This window comes from Ruminiclostridium herbifermentans, assembly GCF_005473905.2.
Lineage (GTDB): Bacteria > Bacillota > Clostridia > Acetivibrionales > DSM-1351 > Ruminiclostridium > Ruminiclostridium herbifermentans.
This window is the reverse complement of record NZ_CP061336.1, coordinates 3143928-3161276: the sequence shown is the minus strand read 5'-3', so window position 1 is coordinate 3161276 and position 17349 is coordinate 3143928. Positions and strand designations below refer to the sequence as shown.

General features: G+C 30.2%; 13 protein-coding genes, 1 pseudogene and 1 riboswitch. Of the genes and pseudogenes, 12 read left to right on the top strand and 2 right to left on the bottom strand.

All coding sequences use genetic code 11. The features are described from left to right. Positions 1 to 58: 58 nt before the first annotated feature. Together EHE19_RS12875 and EHE19_RS12870 are read left to right on the top strand one after the other, a co-directional pair. Entirely contained in the window at positions 59 to 814 is a 756-nt protein-coding gene (locus EHE19_RS12875; RefSeq protein ID WP_137697835.1) for a threonine/serine exporter family protein, read from the top strand. Between the two features lie 164 nt (positions 815 to 978). After that, positions 979 to 1416 (top strand): threonine/serine exporter family protein, encoded by a 438-nt coding sequence (locus EHE19_RS12870; RefSeq protein ID WP_137697836.1) that lies wholly within the window; start codon positions 979 to 981, stop codon positions 1414 to 1416. 583 nt (positions 1417 to 1999) lie between these two features. Here the strand turns inward: EHE19_RS12870 and EHE19_RS19965 are convergent. Next, positions 2000 to 2131, bottom strand: a complete 132-nt coding sequence (locus EHE19_RS19965; protein WP_280513945.1) for a hypothetical protein — start codon at positions 2129 to 2131, stop codon at positions 2000 to 2002. 567 nt (positions 2132 to 2698) lie between these two features. Between EHE19_RS19965 and EHE19_RS12865 the strand changes: the two genes are divergently transcribed. The 4 genes from EHE19_RS12865 (at position 2699) to EHE19_RS19785 (ending at position 11398) form a co-directional block, all read left to right on the top strand. Then, positions 2699 to 3883, top strand: a complete 1185-nt coding sequence (locus EHE19_RS12865) for a cation diffusion facilitator family transporter (protein WP_137697837.1) — start codon at positions 2699 to 2701, stop codon at positions 3881 to 3883. A gap of 206 nt (positions 3884 to 4089) precedes the next feature. Beyond that, a riboswitch (cyclic di-GMP riboswitch) is annotated at positions 4090 to 4176 on the top strand. 181 nt (positions 4177 to 4357) lie between these two features. Further along, positions 4358 to 4900, top strand: coding sequence for an LbetaH domain-containing protein (locus tag EHE19_RS12860; RefSeq protein ID WP_137697838.1), 543 nt, complete (start codon positions 4358 to 4360; stop codon positions 4898 to 4900). Between the two features lie 1414 nt (positions 4901 to 6314). Then, a complete protein-coding gene (locus EHE19_RS12855) occupies positions 6315 to 8243 on the top strand; it encodes a glycoside hydrolase family 9 protein (RefSeq protein WP_137697839.1) in 1929 nt (642 codons plus the stop codon). A gap of 509 nt (positions 8244 to 8752) precedes the next feature. Continuing rightward, positions 8753 to 11398, top strand: a complete 2646-nt coding sequence (locus EHE19_RS19785; RefSeq protein WP_137697840.1) for an Ig-like domain-containing protein — start codon at positions 8753 to 8755, stop codon at positions 11396 to 11398. A gap of 202 nt (positions 11399 to 11600) precedes the next feature. Here EHE19_RS19785 and EHE19_RS19960 read toward each other — a convergent pair whose 3' ends face one another. Beyond that, entirely contained in the window at positions 11601 to 11729 is a 129-nt protein-coding gene (locus EHE19_RS19960) for a hypothetical protein (RefSeq protein ID WP_280513944.1), read from the bottom strand. A 621-nt stretch (positions 11730 to 12350) separates the two neighbouring features. On the opposite strand from EHE19_RS19960, the gene EHE19_RS12835 reads away from it, so the two are divergent. The 6 genes and pseudogenes from EHE19_RS12835 to EHE19_RS12810 all read left to right on the top strand — a co-directional run. Beyond that, positions 12351 to 14222 (top strand): GGDEF domain-containing protein, encoded by a 1872-nt coding sequence (locus EHE19_RS12835; RefSeq protein ID WP_137697841.1) that lies wholly within the window; start codon positions 12351 to 12353, stop codon positions 14220 to 14222. Positions 14223 to 14245: 23 nt separating this feature from the next. Beyond that, positions 14246 to 15568: an ABC transporter substrate-binding protein gene (locus EHE19_RS12830; RefSeq protein WP_137697842.1), complete on the top strand. Its 1323-nt coding sequence runs from the start codon at positions 14246 to 14248 to the stop codon at positions 15566 to 15568. A gap of 366 nt (positions 15569 to 15934) precedes the next feature. After that, the gene (locus EHE19_RS12825; RefSeq protein ID WP_137697843.1) at positions 15935 to 16177 is read left to right on the top strand and encodes an AbrB/MazE/SpoVT family DNA-binding domain-containing protein; all 243 of its coding nucleotides are present in this window, start codon (positions 15935 to 15937) and stop codon (positions 16175 to 16177) included. A gap of 324 nt (positions 16178 to 16501) precedes the next feature. Beyond that, a complete protein-coding gene (locus EHE19_RS12820) occupies positions 16502 to 16756 on the top strand; it encodes a spore coat associated protein CotJA (RefSeq protein ID WP_342343324.1) in 255 nt (84 codons plus the stop codon). A gap of 6 nt (positions 16757 to 16762) precedes the next feature. Further along, entirely contained in the window at positions 16763 to 17035 is a 273-nt protein-coding gene (locus EHE19_RS12815) for a spore coat protein CotJB (protein WP_137697844.1), read from the top strand. Between the two features lie 3 nt (positions 17036 to 17038). Beyond that, positions 17039 to 17137: pseudogene (locus EHE19_RS12810) on the top strand (manganese catalase family protein); the annotation flags it as partial. Positions 17138 to 17349: the final 212 nt, after the last annotated feature.

The window sequence follows — 17349 nt, the reverse complement described above, 5'->3', positions numbered from 1 at the left end:
TTAAAAATGTGATAACAGTTTTAATTGTCATTAGCATAAAACTTTACTGGGGTGCTTTATGGATATTAAAGAAGTTGCTGAAATTGCTACTGCTGCAGGAGAAATTCTTTTGCGTAATGGAGCTGAAGCATATAGGGTTGAAGAAACGATTAAGAAAATATGCAATTCTTATGGATATGAGGGTGAATGTATTTCAAATTCAACAGGCATTTTTATCTCTGTTATTACTCCCGACGGACATATGGTTACATCAGTAAAGAGAATTAATCAAAGAGATGTTGATCTTTATAGAATTGAGAGGATTAATTCTTTTTCAAGGGATTTGATTAATAATCCATTATCCTATGAAGAAGCGAAAAAGGTATTGAAGGATATATATAATGCTCCCAATTTTTCACTGGGAGTAAGGATTTTTGCTGCAAGTATGACGGCATTTGTCTATACCCTTTTTTTTAATGGAACTGTGTTAGATGCTCTAGTTTCAGCTATTATTAGCATTGGAATATACTATGTCCTTGACAAGCTATCAAAGGCTGGAATGTTTCAATTTTTATTATACTATCTATCTGGACTTATAATTGGAGCAGTAAGTTTAGGTTTACAATTATTGATTCCACAAATCAATATGGACAATGTTATTACTGGTGCAATTATAGTGCTTCTTCCCGGAGTAGCATTTACAAATGGAATTAAAGATATACTTTATGGTGATTATGTTTCTGGTTCAGCTAAATTAAGTGAGGCAATTTTAATCATAGTTGCAATGGGAGTGGGAATTGCAACCGCACTTTCACTATTATTGAAATGGATTTAAAGGGTTAAAAAAATTATATAAGTTGAAAAAATTATATAAATAGTAAGGAGGTGCAAATCCATGCCGTTTATATTAAGGACTTTTTTTATTAAGGCCTTTTATATTAAGAAAATGCTTAATCCTTGATGATGCTTTTTGTATGGCTGTGGGGCATGGATATAATAATGATAATCAAAATAATATTGGCGTTTTTTGGGAGTATTTTTCCGGCAATACTTTTTAATATAGATAGGCGAAAAATATTTTTGGCTGGATTATGTGGGGCTATTGGATGGGCTATATATCAGCTTTTGTTTTATTTTACACAGAGCCCAATAATAGCTTCGTTTTTTGGAGCAATTGCCATAGGAATTTACAGTGAGTCATTAGCTAGAATAATAAAAACTCCAGCATTTGGTTTTTTGATACCTGGCATTTTTCCGCTTGTACCTGGCTATAAGGCTTATACTGCATTAAGACATATTGTAGAGAATAACTTGTCAGCAGCTCTAGATAAAGGAATATTAACACTAGCCGTTGCTGGAAGCATTGGATTTGGTATAATGTTTTCAACAGCAATCTTCAAGATGATTTTTTCAGGTAAGCGTGTAAAAAGAATATAATAATGTAACTGGTTTATTTAATAATAAAGATATGACTGAAATTTCACAACACTTCTCCAAAATAATGCTATAACTAGTTTATTTATTAATAAGAATATCATTTATTAAATAAAAGAGCAGGGATTCTTTCAAATCCCTGCCCTAAATAGCTATGATTTAACGAATTAAGTTAAGAAATAATTTTGGAACCACAAATTCTCTAACAATAGTTTCCAATTACTGCCCTAATTAACTGTGGCCACCCATTTGGAGCGAAAACAGTTCCTCGGACATTAACTGGACACAAGAAGTTATCAATTACGGGTATGCGAGAAAAATAGTTTGAGTTAATCAAAATTACCATCTCCCAAAACTCGATATATAAAACTCTTGCCTGCGTCCTATAATGTCAAAATTCATCCCACTTTTAGGATATCCAATAACATCAACTAGTTTTGCAAAACTATAATTTTTGAGAAATAGAGTCGTCCATTGGAACCATCCCCCCACTATCTTCATTAAATCTTAGCTATTGGACACATTTCTGTATCCAGTAAATATTATGGTCATATTTCAAATTAAATATGCATGAAAAAAATTTTTTTTAGTCATCAACTTTTGCGTTGCTTTTATTATTAAATTGTGAGTTGGTTTTGTCCTTAGTAATATTTTTTTCAGACTTATTTTGAGAATTAGATTTTGATGATATCTTGTGACCTTTACTTCCTTTAGCCATAAAATTACTCCTTTCTTAGTATAACCATGCCTATGCTTTTAATTAAAAATACAGAAGGCATGGACATTATTAAAATTGTAAAAACTTAAACTTTGTAACCTTATAATTTGCTTAATAAATAATTTTATACAACTAATACTGATTGATTAATTATTTAGCTTATCTTCAGCTTTCAAATAAAATCACTCTATTTTTAGTATAATTTACTGATAATTTATTTAAAAAATAACTTTAAAGTATAGTTAGCTCTTACACGGTTAACTTTCAAGTTTTGAGTTCATTAATGCTTTAAGCTGATTTTCAACAATTAGCATCCAAGGTTTATAGTATTCTAGTAGATGTATTTTGTCTTGTTTGGAAAATTATATGATTTCACTTGACTAACTCATACTGCAGGATATAGTATTATGTAATAATTTGAAATTCTAAAGAATTTAGGATTTAATTTAGTATTACAATTTAACTTAGTATTATATAGGGATTCTAAGTAAACATATTTGGAACTAAAAATGTTAATAATTTATATGCTAAATATAAAAGGGGACTTTTTGGAAGGCAGGGTTAAGCTTGACTAATATATTGATACGATTATTTATTAAGGACTATAAGAATATTGATAATCCTATTGTAAGAGAGAATTATGGTAAGTTTGCTAGTATTATTGGAATTGTAACTAATTTATTACTTTTTATAATTAAGATTATTGCTGGATTAATTTTTAGCAGTATATCAATTGTAGCAGATGCTGTAAACAATCTTTCGGATTCAGCTTCCTCAGTAGTAACGCTAATTGGATTTAAAATTTCTGGGAAACCCGCAGATGAAAAACATCCATATGGGCATGCGCGAATGGAGTATATTTCAGGATTGATTGTATCTTTTATAATTATATTTTTAGGTTTACAGCTTATTATAAGTTCTATTGATAAAATAAGGGAACCTCAAACGGCAGAATTCAGTTTGCTATCAGTAGCAATACTTATTATTGCTATTGTTATAAAGCTTTGGCAGTGTATTTTTTATCGTAATATGGGCAAAAAAATTAATTCTATGACGCTGGTAGCTACCTCAGTTGATAGTAGAAATGATATTCTTTCAACATCAGCTGTTTTAGCAGCAGCATTAATAACACGTCTTACAGGCTTCAACCTAGATGGGTATATGGGTGCATTAGTAGCTATTTTAATTATAATAAGTGGTATAAAGTTGGTTTCTGATACTATAAGCCCATTATTGGGTATGGCACCAACAAAAGAGTTGGTAGATAGAATATACGAAAAAATTTTAAGCTATGATAATATCATTGGATTGCACGATTTGACCGTACATAGTTATGGTGCATACAAATGCTTTGCTTCAGTACATTGTGAAGTGTCAGCGGATCAGGATATTATGGTTAGCCATGATATTATTGACAATATTGAAAGAGATTTTTTAACAGATGAAGGCATTCACATGGTAATTCATCTTGACCCTGTTGTGACAAATGATGAAAAAACTAATGAACTTAAGGAATTGGTTAAAGGAATTATTTTAGATATATCGCCTGAGATTAGTATGCATGACTTTAGAGTAGTTTGGGGAATAAGCCACTCCAATTTGATTTTTGACATTGTAACTCCGTATAATACAAGACTTAATGATGAAGAGTTAAAGAATCTAATTTCGGATAAATTAAAGGATATAGATGAGAAGTATCGAACTATAATAACAGTAGATCATAATTACGTGCCAAATAGTAAAGACTGTTAGGAATAAATTCGAAAAACAGTTATAAATACTTTGAAAAACATCAGTATATTGTTAATAAAAATATGCCCAACGCCATATATTGTGTGGCTTTTAATAAAAGAAAAAAATTCTATTGACAAATTTAAAAAAAACTATTGAAAATTTTGTCGAAATGGTGTATAGTATAAATAGTTAATAAAAGTAGTATTTGTAAAATTAAAAAATAACATATGAAAAGGTAAACTTACTGAAAGGTAAGGACACAAAGCCATGAGTCTAAAGTGTGAATGCACCATGATCGTCAGGTTGCCAAATGTTAAACGTATATAACGTTTTATTTAGCTGTGGCAACTTTGTGTCACAGCTTTTATTTATTTAAGTTTATCCTTAAAAAACGTTCTTTACATAAATTTAACTAAAACTGCATAGAAGACTTAGTACTAACAACATAGTAGGTTTATAGTTATTATTTAATGTGGTTGGAGGTGGATTTAGGTGAACAAGCATACAAGACTTATTGATAAGGATGTATTACTTAAAAATGTTAATCTAGGTAATTTTGTAAAAATAAAGAGAAATTCTGTTTTAGAGGAAGTTGAAATTGGTGACTTTTCTCAAGCAGCAGAATATAGCAATATATATAATACAACAATTGGTAAACATTGTTCAATTTCACCCTTTGTTAATATAAATCCAGGTGATGAGCGTGTGGAGATTGGACATGATGTAAAAATAGGTTTGAATGTTTTAATTATGTCAGGAGTAAAAATTGGTAATGGTGCAATTATTGAATCAGGCAGCATTGTTACGGAAGATGTTGAAAGCTACAGTGTTGTAAGTGGAGAACCTGCTAGAAAAATAAGAATGAGATTTTCTGATGAAATGATTGCTGAGATAGAGAAATTGAAATGGTGGGATTGGGATTGCAACAAAATTATGTCAATGTTTAATACCTTTAGGAATTTTGATGAATTTGTAGGTAAGTATTCACATTCAGGATTCAAAAATGATATTGAAAAGGTAGCTTGTTTGCAATAGTAAGTAGTTATAAATTAATTAAGCAAAATTCTAATTCTAATAAAAAACTTTCCTAAATTCTATGTTATGTGTAAACCAAAAAAGGTATTTGCTATTTTAGCAAATACCTTTTTTGGTTTACACATATTAATTAAACACATTAATTAGAACGCAAGCATTTTTGCCAATGTGTGTGGTATTAACATATTTCCTAAAATGAGTTTTTTAGTTTATAAATGTTTTAAGCAGACTTTCCATACTTACCATCCATGGTTCATAGTGTGCTTAAAGATATACTTAAAACAAGAAATAATATAATCAACAGCAAACTGCTTAAATAGTACTCTCGTGAATATAATCTATGGATTGCTTCCGAAATAGTACTTCCGTGAAAATAATCTATGGCTTACTCCCGAAATAGTACTTCCCTGCAGATAATCTATGGCTTGCTTCCGAAATAGAACTTCCCTGCAGATAATCTATGGCTTACTCCCGAAATAGTACTTCCCTGCAGATGATCTATGGCTTGCTTCCGAAATAGAACTTCCCTGCAGATAATCTATGGCTTACTCCCGAAATAGTACTCCCCTGCAGATAATCTATGGCTTGCTTCCGAAATAGTACTTCCGTGAACATGACCTATGGCTTGCTCTGGAAATAGTACTTCCACGAATATGAACTAAGGCTTGCTCCCGACATTGAAACTGAAATATTCTCTATATTGTTTTTTTACATGTAAAACATGATATGCTTTATAAAAAGTCATATTTTTGATGATGTTGTATTGTTGATATAATTTCAACATTAAATTTATGTAATATAATAGTCGATTTTGTTGAGAGATTATTTACTTAATATTAGATGAAAGTAAAAAATCAAACTAAAATAATAAAAAATTAAACTATACAATATGAAATCAAACAAATTTAATAAGTAAACAAACCAATTCAATAAAACATCTTATTGTAAATATTGTACAAAGTGTATATAATGTGGTTACGGCTATATTTGATAAATTTTGACAAGGTATTTATATCTGTTTTTCAACAGACTGGTTATTTGAAAATTATTTTTACTCTAAATAAATAAACCATTATTCATTAACTTATGACCCATTGTACAGCTATTATCTTTTGTATTGCTGGTCTGATATATTACAATTTTCATGAAATAACTAACATATTATCTATCTTTAAAATACTTTATTAATTTTATTTGGTGAAGAGAGAAGGTAATGTGTTATTTTTTTAATGAAAGGAGGGAGTATAAACAAATTAAGACCAAAAGCTGTTTTAAATACGAGAATTTAAAATTCGTATTAAGACATGCTAGGATTTTGGTTAACCTCAAATCAAATGATATAATTAGATGATTTTTTGAAAAACAGGATAAGTAATGTTCCTTGCATAATAAAAATAATAGGAGTGTGCTAATAATGAGTATAATAGGCAAATTCAAAATGAAAAAGGCTATAAGCTTACTTTTAAGCGGTGCTATTGCGCTATCATTGCTGGTTTCCCCTATAGCCAATGTATCGGCAGAAAGCTTACAAGTCAATAATTATCAGTTTGATAACAGAATCAGATTGAATTCTATTGGATTTTTACCAGAACAAGTAAAGAAAGCAACAATTGCATCAAATTTTTCTGAATTTAAACTTGTAAAAGATAACGGTGAAGTAGTGTTTACAGGAAGACCAACTTCAATGAGAAATTCAGATACTAATGAGCAGGTGTATATTGCAGATTTCTCACCGGTTACACAGGAGGGCTCTTATATACTTATAGTTCCAGGTATAGGGAAAAGTACTACTTTTAAAATTGGAAAGGATATCTATTTAGAACCATATAAGGCATCCATGCTTGCAATGTACTTGGCACGCTGTGGAACATCAGTATCTGCAAATTATAATGGAAAAACATTTTCTCATGGCGCATGTCATACAAATGACGCATATTTAGATGCTATAACAGGACAGCATACAAGGGCGAACGGAACAAAAGGCTGGCATGATGCTGGAGACTACAACAAATATGTAGTTAACGCTGGTATTACTGTAGGTTCTATGCTTTTTGCATGGGAGCAGTTTGGTGACAGTCTTAAAGACATTAAACTTACAATGCCTGAGAATAATAATTCATTGCCAGATTTCTTAGATGAAATAAAGTATGAAATTGATTGGCTTTTTACTATGCAGTACCCAGATGGCAGCGGTAAGGTAAGTCATAAGCTAACAACTAAAGGCTTTGGCGGTTTTATTCCACCAGAACAAGAATCAGCTGAAAGATTTTTCACACCATGGGGAAGTGCTGCAACAGCGGATTTTGTAGCTATGATGGCAATGGCATCGAGAGCATTCAGACCATATGATGCACAGTATGCAGATAAATGTTTAAATGCTGCAAAAGTAAGTTATCAAGCTTTGAAAGCAAATCCTAATAATGTGAAACCTGAACAAAGTGCTTACGGCACTGGAGAATATGATTCAAATGACTCTGACGACAGACTTTGGGCAGCAGCAGAAATGTGGGAAGCTACAGGTGATAGTACTTATTTGAATGACTTTGAATCAAGGGCAAATTCATTCTCTCCTAAAATTGATGCGGATTTCGACTGGGCAAATGTTAATAACTTAGGAATGTTTACATACTTACTTTCAACAAGATCAGGTAAAAATGAATCCCTCTATAATAATATAAAGAACTCACTTTTATCATGTGCATATACAATATCTAAAACGGCTAGAGATCATGGATATGGAAGGACTCTTGGAAGCACTTACTATTGGGGCTGTAACGGTACAGTAGCTAGACAGACCATGATTTTGCAAATTGCAAATCAAATTTCTCCAGACGAGGATTATATAAATGCTTCACTTGATGCGCTGGGACACCTATTTGGAAGAAATTATTTCAATCGCTCTTTTGTAACAGGCTTAGGTATCAATCCTCCTAAAAATCCTCATCACAGACCTTCTGGAGCAGACTCTATAGCTGAACCATGGCCAGGTTATCTAATTGGCGGAGGTTGGCCAAGTGCAACAAGCTGGGTTGATAATCAAGACAGCTATGAAACAAATGAAGTTGCTATTAACTGGAATGGGGCACTTATATATGCATTAGCAGGTTTCGTAAATGGATATCCAACATCACAACAACTATATGGTGATGTTAATGGTGATAATACAGTTGATGCAATTGACTTTGCATTAATTAAGCAGTATCTCATGGGACAGATAAGCAATTTCCCTGGAAAAGACGGAATGAAATTAGCTGACGTAAACGGTGATAACAGTGTTGATGCACTTGATTTCGCAGTTATTAAGAAATATTTATTAGGTCAAGTAACAAAACTGCCGGTTTAAGTATTTAAAAGCGGTGAAGAACAAGTACTTTAGCCGACCGTATTACCAAGACATCCTGTCTTGGGCTAATACTCACAGTTACTTACTTCCGCTGTATCGGATGTAATACTTGTTCTTCACCTATTATATCTAACAACAATTATCAATTTCTTACCGAGCTTCGCAATAATATATATTACACTCACGTGCTATTTTATAGAAATAAGACTTCGGTATACAGAAAATGTTGTTTTTAGAAGTTTATTTTTGAACTACAAAGTATATAAATTTATTAAAAAACTCCAGTTGCGTAATATCAGCAGCTGGAGTTTTTTCGTAAAGAACAAACAAAATATGTCATTTTGCTTGTTCTAGAACTCTATTACCGTACATTGATGTAAAATGCTAGATTTAACTATATAAGATTATCAGATTTATACTTGTTACACATAATAATGTAAAAATAAAGAAGTTGTTCCTTAAAAACAAAGTAATGTATAATTATACAAAAAAACGGGGAGGAACACAAAATGAAAAAGTTAGTAAAATTATTAACCAGCATAACAATTATATTTATGCTACTATTGCCAACAAGTGTATTTGCAGATGCAAGATTAAGTATTACTGCTACACCAATTGCAGGTGAAAACTATATGAAGCTCAATTGGACAAACCTTGGAGCAGGTTATACTTATACTGTTTATGCAAAAGGGCAAGATGAAGAAATTTATCAAAGTATACCTGCAAAATGTGATGTAAAAGTATTGAATGTTTATCCAGATGTGGGTAATAACTTAAAAACATGGATGGAAACTAATGGGTATGGCAGAGGTCTTATTTCAGTTGATGAAGTTAGTATTACTAATTTCAATAATAATCCTGAAATATATATGAAGGATACTAATGGTAATTGGAAATATGATGTTATTTATTTCGGAGCATGGAATTGTAATAATGAAATAAATTTCAATGATTTGGCATTAATATATATAGAAGACTTTATTAAAACTGGAAGAGGAGTTTTAGCGGGACATGACACAATAGGTTATCATTGGAATAACTCAGGTCTGAACAAACTAAGAGCTTATTTTAATATCAAGGTGGGCAACTGGGAAAATAACTATTCAGGAATAGATGAAGGCTATAATTATTATGCTGGATTTGCTGGAACTGAAATTACAGTAAAAAAGAAAGGGTTATTAACAAATTATCCTTGGAATATAGGAGATGTGGGTACAAAGCTAACTGTTCCATTGTCACATTCTACATCAAATTTTGCTTTAGGTGATATATGGATGACTTATCCGGATGATTCGTTATATGTTTGGAATGCTCCAGAAAATCTAAAGAAATTTAGTAATTTTTATTTAACTACATGGAATAACTGTGCAATGATACAGACAGGTCATTCAAATGGAGAGGCAACAGAAGATGAACAAAAGTTAATAGCGAATACCTTATTCTATCTAGCTCAATTAACAAGTGAAAATTCTTGCGATGACCACAAGTCCCAAGATATTTCAAATCCTGATAAAGTAATAATTAACAAAATATCTGATGACAATAAAAATTTGACTGTAAATTATTCAAAAAGTAAGGATAATGGAACTGAGTATAAATACTATGTAAAGGCAACAAATTACATAGCTCCAGAAATAATTTCTGATACTGTTTCAGCTATAAACACATCTGGATTAGCAGGATATTCATATGTGATAGATAATATAGAAAATACTGAACCTGATAATGTGGTTGATACAACTGATTTATCAATATCAGTTCCACTTTCTGATTTAGATGTAAATAAGCCTATATACATTCATATCAAAGCTATAGACAAGGCTGGAAACTATTCAGAAACTACTCATAGTACATATATGTATTCGAGCAAAATAGAATTAGACCAAAATTCAATTGTTTTGGCGGAAGGCAGTACCGCTAAACTAAATGCAACAGTAACAAGCATTTCTTATACAAATTCAGATATCAAATGGACATCAAGCGACGAGCTAGTAGCAACAGTAGACAATGCTGGAAATGTAACAGCGCTTAAAACAGGAAAAGCAATAATAACAGCACAATTAGCTGATACAGATACTATTTCTACATGTGAAGTTAATGTAGTTAATGTAGGTATGAATAAAGAAAAAATAAACCTTGCAGTTGATGAAACTACCGCTCTTGAGGTAATTGCTTCATACCCTATAACAACAGGCATTGATTGGAAGTCGAGTGATGAATCAATAGCTACTGTGGATTCAGAAGGAAATGTAAAAGCAGTAGGAACGGGAAATGCAGTAATTTCAGCGCAAATACGCGGTACTGGCATTAAAGTGTATTGCAATGTAAGCATTTATAGCATTTCATTAGATAAAACAGAACTAAGTCTAATACAAGAAGAAACGCATCAGCTAATAGCTACAGCTTCCTCAAGCATAGTATGGAAGTCTAGTGATGAAACAATTGCAGTTGTTGATGTAGCCGGAAATGTAACAGCTATTGGTGTAGGTACAGCCATTATAACTGCTCAAATAGCAGGCACAGATATATCAGCTAATTGCTCAGTTAATGTTTCTGCTTTGCTGCCTGTCTTATACATAGAACCAGAATTAGAAAATGCAAAGCTAAATCATATTGTATCAGTAAACTTGATTATTGATAATATAAAAGAAATAGCAGCAGAGGATGTAATAATAAAATACGATAGTTCAAAGCTGCAGTTTATAAATGCAGAAGAAGTTGATGGTATTATGTTAATTAAAAATGATATTCAATCAGGAGAGTTAAGATTTATATTAGCAAGTAAAGGTCTAGAAAATATTATCAATACTAAAAAAACATTGTTAAAGCTGAACTTCAAAACAATAGAAGTAGGAGAAGCTTTAATTGATATAACCAAGGGTAGAGTATCCGATGGTATAGAAATGGAGAAAAGCCTGAAAGACTCAGAATGTGGACAAGCTACAATAATAATATTGGATCCTAAATTAGGAGACGTAAATAGAGATGGAGAATTCACTCTTTTGGATTTGGCAATTGTTGCAAGACATTATGGAGAAGATCCAGCTGCGCTTCCTCAATATAATACAGATATAGACATAAATCAAGCAATAGATAAAGGAGATCTGACTCAAATAGCAAGGTATATGCTAGCTAACCCAAATTATAAAGTATAGCATTAACAGTATATAAATATAAGTCACATATTGCCCCGAATATTTTAAGGTTATACTTACGTATAGCATCAAGACATATAAATAAAAAATGCCATTAAAATTTAAAGAGTGTTTTAATGGCATTTTATTATTAATATTTTTGCACTATTTAAACTACTCAGTTAACTAATAAAACAAGTTGACCTGTGAAATAGTAATTCTTTTAACGATCTAATTCGCCTTTACTCTTATTGTTGTATTCTGGATTGGATGGATTTTGCGTTATAGCTTGTTCTGACTTGTTTTGCGAATTTGGTTTTGAGGTTGTTTTGTTCTTTTTTCCTTTATTCATTAAAATTAACTCCTTTCACAAAAGCCGATTATTATTGGCTAAAGTCTCGTATTATAATATCATATCATTTCAAAATTAGAAGGATTTTATTCAAGTTATATTTTATAAACTTAATCTATTATAACAGCATTTATTAAAGGTTAATTTTGGGAGCAAGCCATTGACACATTATGCATTTTAATGCTGATTAAGAGGCTTGTTGTCGGAATATAATATTTCTTGCTTTCTCCAGCTTCTTTTCAGACTAATTATGCTTTTTAATGATATTAACTAGGGTTAGATAATTTTGATTTATGACTAACTACTAAAACAGGTCTATACAATGTTTTTTCTAGCAATAATAACTCACAAAGCATATTTTTTGAGTGTGTTGTTGGAATCTAACTATCGGTTGATATATCGGATATTTAAGTAATTGTTTTTGACTTTTGCAAAATATAAATCGATTTTTGCATTTTAATATAATAAGAGGGTGTTCAAATTAGAAAAATATGATACAATGATAATATGAATAAGGTATTTTGGCTAAACGTGTCAAAAAATAAAGAACTTTTTATAATTATATAAATTTAAAATTGCTTAATTAATTTTACTCAACCCTTATATGGAGGGAATTACAGAATGAAAAAACAGATACACAAAAATAAGAATAGCCATTTTGCTATGTATGCTTTTCTTATTATTCTTGCTTTTTGTGCATTGATTAGTGATTTTATATTACAACAGCAAAATTTGAATTTTTTCGTAACACTAAGCAGTATTTTTATTTTTATTATAATTGGTATAACAAGAAGTAATGTTGGCCTAATAATAATAACAATATTAAATTGTTTTTTTGTTGCAATAAACGGATTTAACATAATTACTCTTGTTAATATAGTTGAGATTTATTACGTTTGGATTCTATATAAAAATAATAAAAAAAATATAATATTAGAGGTTATTATATTTGGTTTGTGCCTTTATTTTCCAGTGATTTTGGCAACCAGCTATAATCATGGCAGCATTAGTGTAGAGTCTGTATTCAGTATAGTTATGATATTTTTGAATAGGGTATTTAATGCTTTAATTAGTAAAATGATTTTAGATTATATGCCTTTAGAAAAGATAATTGATTTTACATATGATCGTCCAAAATCTTTTACACTATCTAGTTTAGTTATACAAGTAAGTATAGCTAGTGTCGTAGTACCAATTCTTTTGCTTTCCATTGCAACTAATTCAAGTAACCAAGAGCAGATTACTAAAACTGCTATTAATGATTTGAAAAGTGCTTCTGAATATATAAACAAGAAGCTAAATACTTGGAGTGAGCAAGAAATAAGAGATTTAAAATTGTTAAAACCCATTGCGGTTTATGACTTGATTGATAATGTGAAAATATATGTATCAAGAGCAGACAATTCTGTTAATTTCCATTTAATAGATTTAGGTAATAAAGTAATAGCTAGTCAAAATACTGCTGACTATATGAAAGAAGGATTAGACTGGATAAAAAAAGGCAGCATTAAGGAGATTGAACCAAAAGTTTATAGATGGGTGGCACCTAAAGATGATAGATTTATCGTTAAAGATTACAGTCGAGATAAAGCTTTTTTCTATGAAACTTCAATAGATAAATTTAAAGTAATTGTTTCTGTATCAGAATCAGCATATAAAGATAAAACAATAAATTTCTATTTTAATTTACTAAAATTGATTTTGCCTATATCTTTATTTGTGGGTATTTTCTTTATCATTATGAAAAGATTTATGTTAAATTCAATATTTGAGTTAATAAGTATAACTAGTGGATTACCTCAAAAGCTGAAAAACAATGAAACAGTTGAGTTTGCAAGTAGTAATATATATGAAATTGATTCACTGACAACTAATTTTAAATTAATGGTAGATAATTTGAGCAGTATGATAAAAAATGTTGAAGCCACTAATAAGAAGCTTCAGGAATCTGAGCGTTTACTATTTGATCAAGCGCATTTTGATTCTTTGACAGGATTGCCAAATAGACCTTATTTTATTAAAAAAGTTGAAAGTGATATAACGAACTTTTATGTAGATGATCAATTTTCCAATAAACAAGGAATTGCATTCTTTTTTATAGATTTAGATAAATTTAAAGCAGTCAATGATACTTACGGACATTCAGCTGGAGACAAGCTTTTAAAGCTAGTGGCTTATAATATGGATAGTGTGCTTAAGAATTATGATAATAACAGTTCATTTATAGCTCGAATGGGTGGAGATGAGTTTGTTATTGAGTTTATATATGATAACAAGGATGATATACAAATTTTGGCTGAGGCACTAATTAGTACAATAAACAAGCCTAAGCAAATAGATAACATTGAATTAACTCCAGGCATAAGCATAGGCATATGTGTATTTCCCGAAGATGGAGAAGATATTGATAGTATTTTCTTAAAGTCTGATTCATCAATGTATAAAGCTAAAAACTCAGGTGGTAATAAATATTTCTTTTATTCTGAACTATAAAAACATAAAGGAGTTGTTGTGTCGTGAAAAATATTAAGGCTGTAATCTTATCTGTTGTTTTTGCTTGTATATCTCTTACTAGCTGCAGTACTAATGATAAAAATATTGATGTTGACAAAATTGTTACGCCAAGTGAAGCCAGTGTGAGTATAGAACTTATTGAGAATAAGGAAAGTATTGAAAATAATGATGAGGATGAGTTTGATTTTGTAGTATGGAATAACGCAATTATCGAACAATATTTAGAGAATGCGGTTCTTTCAAGATATCCAAAGGCTAATTTAAAAATTGTTAGTTTTGATGGGCCAGATTATGAGAAGGTAACTAAAGCATTAGCAGCAAATGAACCAATTGATATGATTACATATTACAGAGAGGGCTTTGGCAATTTTAACTCTTTAGATGGTTTTGAGGATTTATTGAAGCCTGATTATGATTTTAATAGTATAAAGTCAATTTTTAATGAGCGTGAGTTGGAACATTGCAAATCTTTTGATGATAGTAAACTTTTAGCATTACCTTTTCCAGAGTTTCCAATGGTAACATTTTATCGTGCTGATATATTAGAAAAGTATGGTTTTCCTACCGATCCTGAGGAACTAGGGAATTATATTTCAACTTTAGAGGGTTGGATGAAAATAGCTACGGAACTACAAAAAGATGGTATACATGTTCTCCAATGGAATGAAGAAATTTTTCAGCAAGCACTGAGAAACTATGGATTTTATGATGATAATATGAATTTAATTGTTAATAATGAAAAAGTTAGAGAGTCTCTTAAACTTACTATTCAAGCGCATAGACAGAGCTTAGCTAGTAAAGTTAATGTTTGGGGGCCAGATGGTCAAAAATTAATAAAAGAGGATAAGATTGCTATGATGTATATTAATAAATGGGGCGAATCGCATTTACAGGGTTTTGCACCTGAACAGGCTGGGAAATGGAGAGCAACCAGATTGCCTTTAGATATTTATGGATATCAAAGTTCATACTATGGCTCAATACCATCTACAAGTAAACATAAAAAACAAGCTTGGGATATACTGAAAACATATTTGGTAAATGATTATAAAAGCATAACTATACAAATAGATAAACAAAGTGAATATCTTGGTGGACAAAAATCAATGCAGTTGTATGATGAACTTATTAATAAAATTCCGCTTCGTTATCCTACTATGTTAGATAACAATAATTTTTCAATATTTATGGATATTTTATATAACAATATGGATAACAAAAGTGCTGATGATATTTTTAACTTATCTATATCAAAAATTAATGAATCAACATACCATGAACAAAAAGTATTAACTGAATATCTTAATGAACACAGAAAAAAATAAATTAATGGCAATACTAAAGTAAGTAAGTGTAACATATTTTTAGAACATTTTTAGAACTAAGAAAATAAAATGTATTTTCTAAATTTAAAATATAAACTACTAAAAAAATAACCCCGGTTGAGGGTTATTTTTTAGTAGAAAACTGATATGTAAAATGAAAAGTAAGGATTGATATTATTAATAAATTTATTTTTATACAATATTAGAAAAAAATGAAAAAACAAGAAAAAAAGAGCATAACTATGGATTCATTAGTAAAATCATGAAAATTATGTAATAAAAATATTACCAAACATTGACAATTGATAAAATACAATGTAATATAATGTAAAAACATATGATATATTGTAAGGGAGAGAAAAAATAATGAAATCAACAGGAATCGTAAGAAAAGTAGATGAACTTGGCAGAATAGTCTTGCCAATAGAATTAAGGAGAACTTTTGATATTGAGGAGAAGGATGCTTTAGAGATATATGTTGATGAAGCAACTATTATATTAAAGAAGTATGAGCCAGTATGTATTTTTTGTGCTGATGCAAGAAACATAATTAATTATAAGGGCAAAAATATCTGTCAAAATTGTTTGAAAGAGTTAAAAAATGCTTAATAATATTATGTCAAAAATTATCGAAAGCTTAACCTTAAGTAAATAAATTTAATTATAAAAAACCGCAATTCATTGGAATTAGCGGTTTTTTTATGCGTGTACCCAGTACATGGCTGCAATCTTGGATAAGATTTAAGTCAGTAATTAATTAAATTCAATTCTTCTATAAGTTTTTATATTGACCTATATCTTCAACCAGAAATAATACAAAGTTAAGTATATTTTTACTTCTTTATGTAATCTACATTATGTAACCTAGAATATAGTTTATTCATATCCTGTAAATAGAGATATGATTATTCTTAGTAAAGAAGGAGTAGTACAATGACTGATTTTAGAGTTCCATATGGCTTCCCATATAAGGATATGAGTGAAATGGAGATAACAAATGAAAAACTTGCAATGGAACAGCACAATAATGAAGACAATGATAAAGAGAGAGAAAAGTGTCCCAACATGGTATTAGCGATGGCATATGTCCTAAATCAAGAATGGGAAACACCATATGAAGCAAATGAAGCACTAAAAAGAGGTACTTTATTCCCAAGCCTTGATAAGCCATTCTTGGGGGGGAGGTAAAAAAGTATGAAGGCAAATATGAGTGAAAGAGAAATGCTAATGTGGAAAATGCAGGCTTATGATTTTGCCATGGATGAGGTTGCGCTTTTTTTGGATACTCATCCAAATGACAAGATAGCATTATCGTATTTTAAACAATATCGTGATTTAAAAAATCAGGCAGAGAGAGAATTCTCAAAAAAATATGGACCAGTTACAATTGATAATTACGATTTTGATTTATCATCATGGAAATGGATTGATAGTCCATGGCCGTGGGAAATTGGAAGTGAGGTATAGTATATGTGGATTTATGAAAAAAAGCTGCAGTATCCTGTAAAAATAAAAAACCCTAATCCTGCTCTTGCAAAAATAATTATAACTCAGTATGGCGGGCTGGATTTCACGTTTTATTAGTTAGCAATATATTAGCCCTTTTAACTATTTATGAAAAAGTTACATACCACAGGTGTTACATAACTAATCTGCAATCCATAAACTAAATTTAGCTTAAATAATGAAGTTAAAGTATATAGTTGTCAGATTAATTATAATTTGGAATATAAAAATTAACATAATATTTTTATATTAATCTTTTTTTATATAAATATCGA

What these genes read in the sequence shown, in the direction of transcription:
- EHE19_RS12835 (WP_137697841.1), top strand. Translation starts at nt 12,351, where the DNA reads ATGAAAAAACAGATACACAAAAATAAGAATAGCCATTTTGCTATGTAT.
- EHE19_RS12855 (WP_137697839.1), top strand. Translation starts at nt 6,315, where the DNA reads ATGAGTATAATAGGCAAATTCAAAATGAAAAAGGCTATAAGCTTACTT.
- EHE19_RS12820 (WP_342343324.1), top strand. Translation starts at nt 16,502, where the DNA reads ATGACTGATTTTAGAGTTCCATATGGCTTCCCATATAAGGATATGAGT.
- EHE19_RS12870 (WP_137697836.1), top strand. Translation starts at nt 979, where the DNA reads ATGATAATCAAAATAATATTGGCGTTTTTTGGGAGTATTTTTCCGGCA.
- EHE19_RS12815 (WP_137697844.1), top strand. Translation starts at nt 16,763, where the DNA reads ATGAAGGCAAATATGAGTGAAAGAGAAATGCTAATGTGGAAAATGCAG.
- EHE19_RS12875 (WP_137697835.1), top strand. Translation starts at nt 59, where the DNA reads ATGGATATTAAAGAAGTTGCTGAAATTGCTACTGCTGCAGGAGAAATT.
- EHE19_RS19965 (WP_280513945.1), bottom strand. Translation starts at nt 2,131, where the DNA reads ATGGCTAAAGGAAGTAAAGGTCACAAGATATCATCAAAATCTAATTCT.
- EHE19_RS19960 (WP_280513944.1), bottom strand. Translation starts at nt 11,729, where the DNA reads ATGAATAAAGGAAAAAAGAACAAAACAACCTCAAAACCAAATTCGCAA.
- EHE19_RS12825 (WP_137697843.1), top strand. Translation starts at nt 15,935, where the DNA reads ATGAAATCAACAGGAATCGTAAGAAAAGTAGATGAACTTGGCAGAATA.
- EHE19_RS19785 (WP_137697840.1), top strand. Translation starts at nt 8,753, where the DNA reads ATGAAAAAGTTAGTAAAATTATTAACCAGCATAACAATTATATTTATG.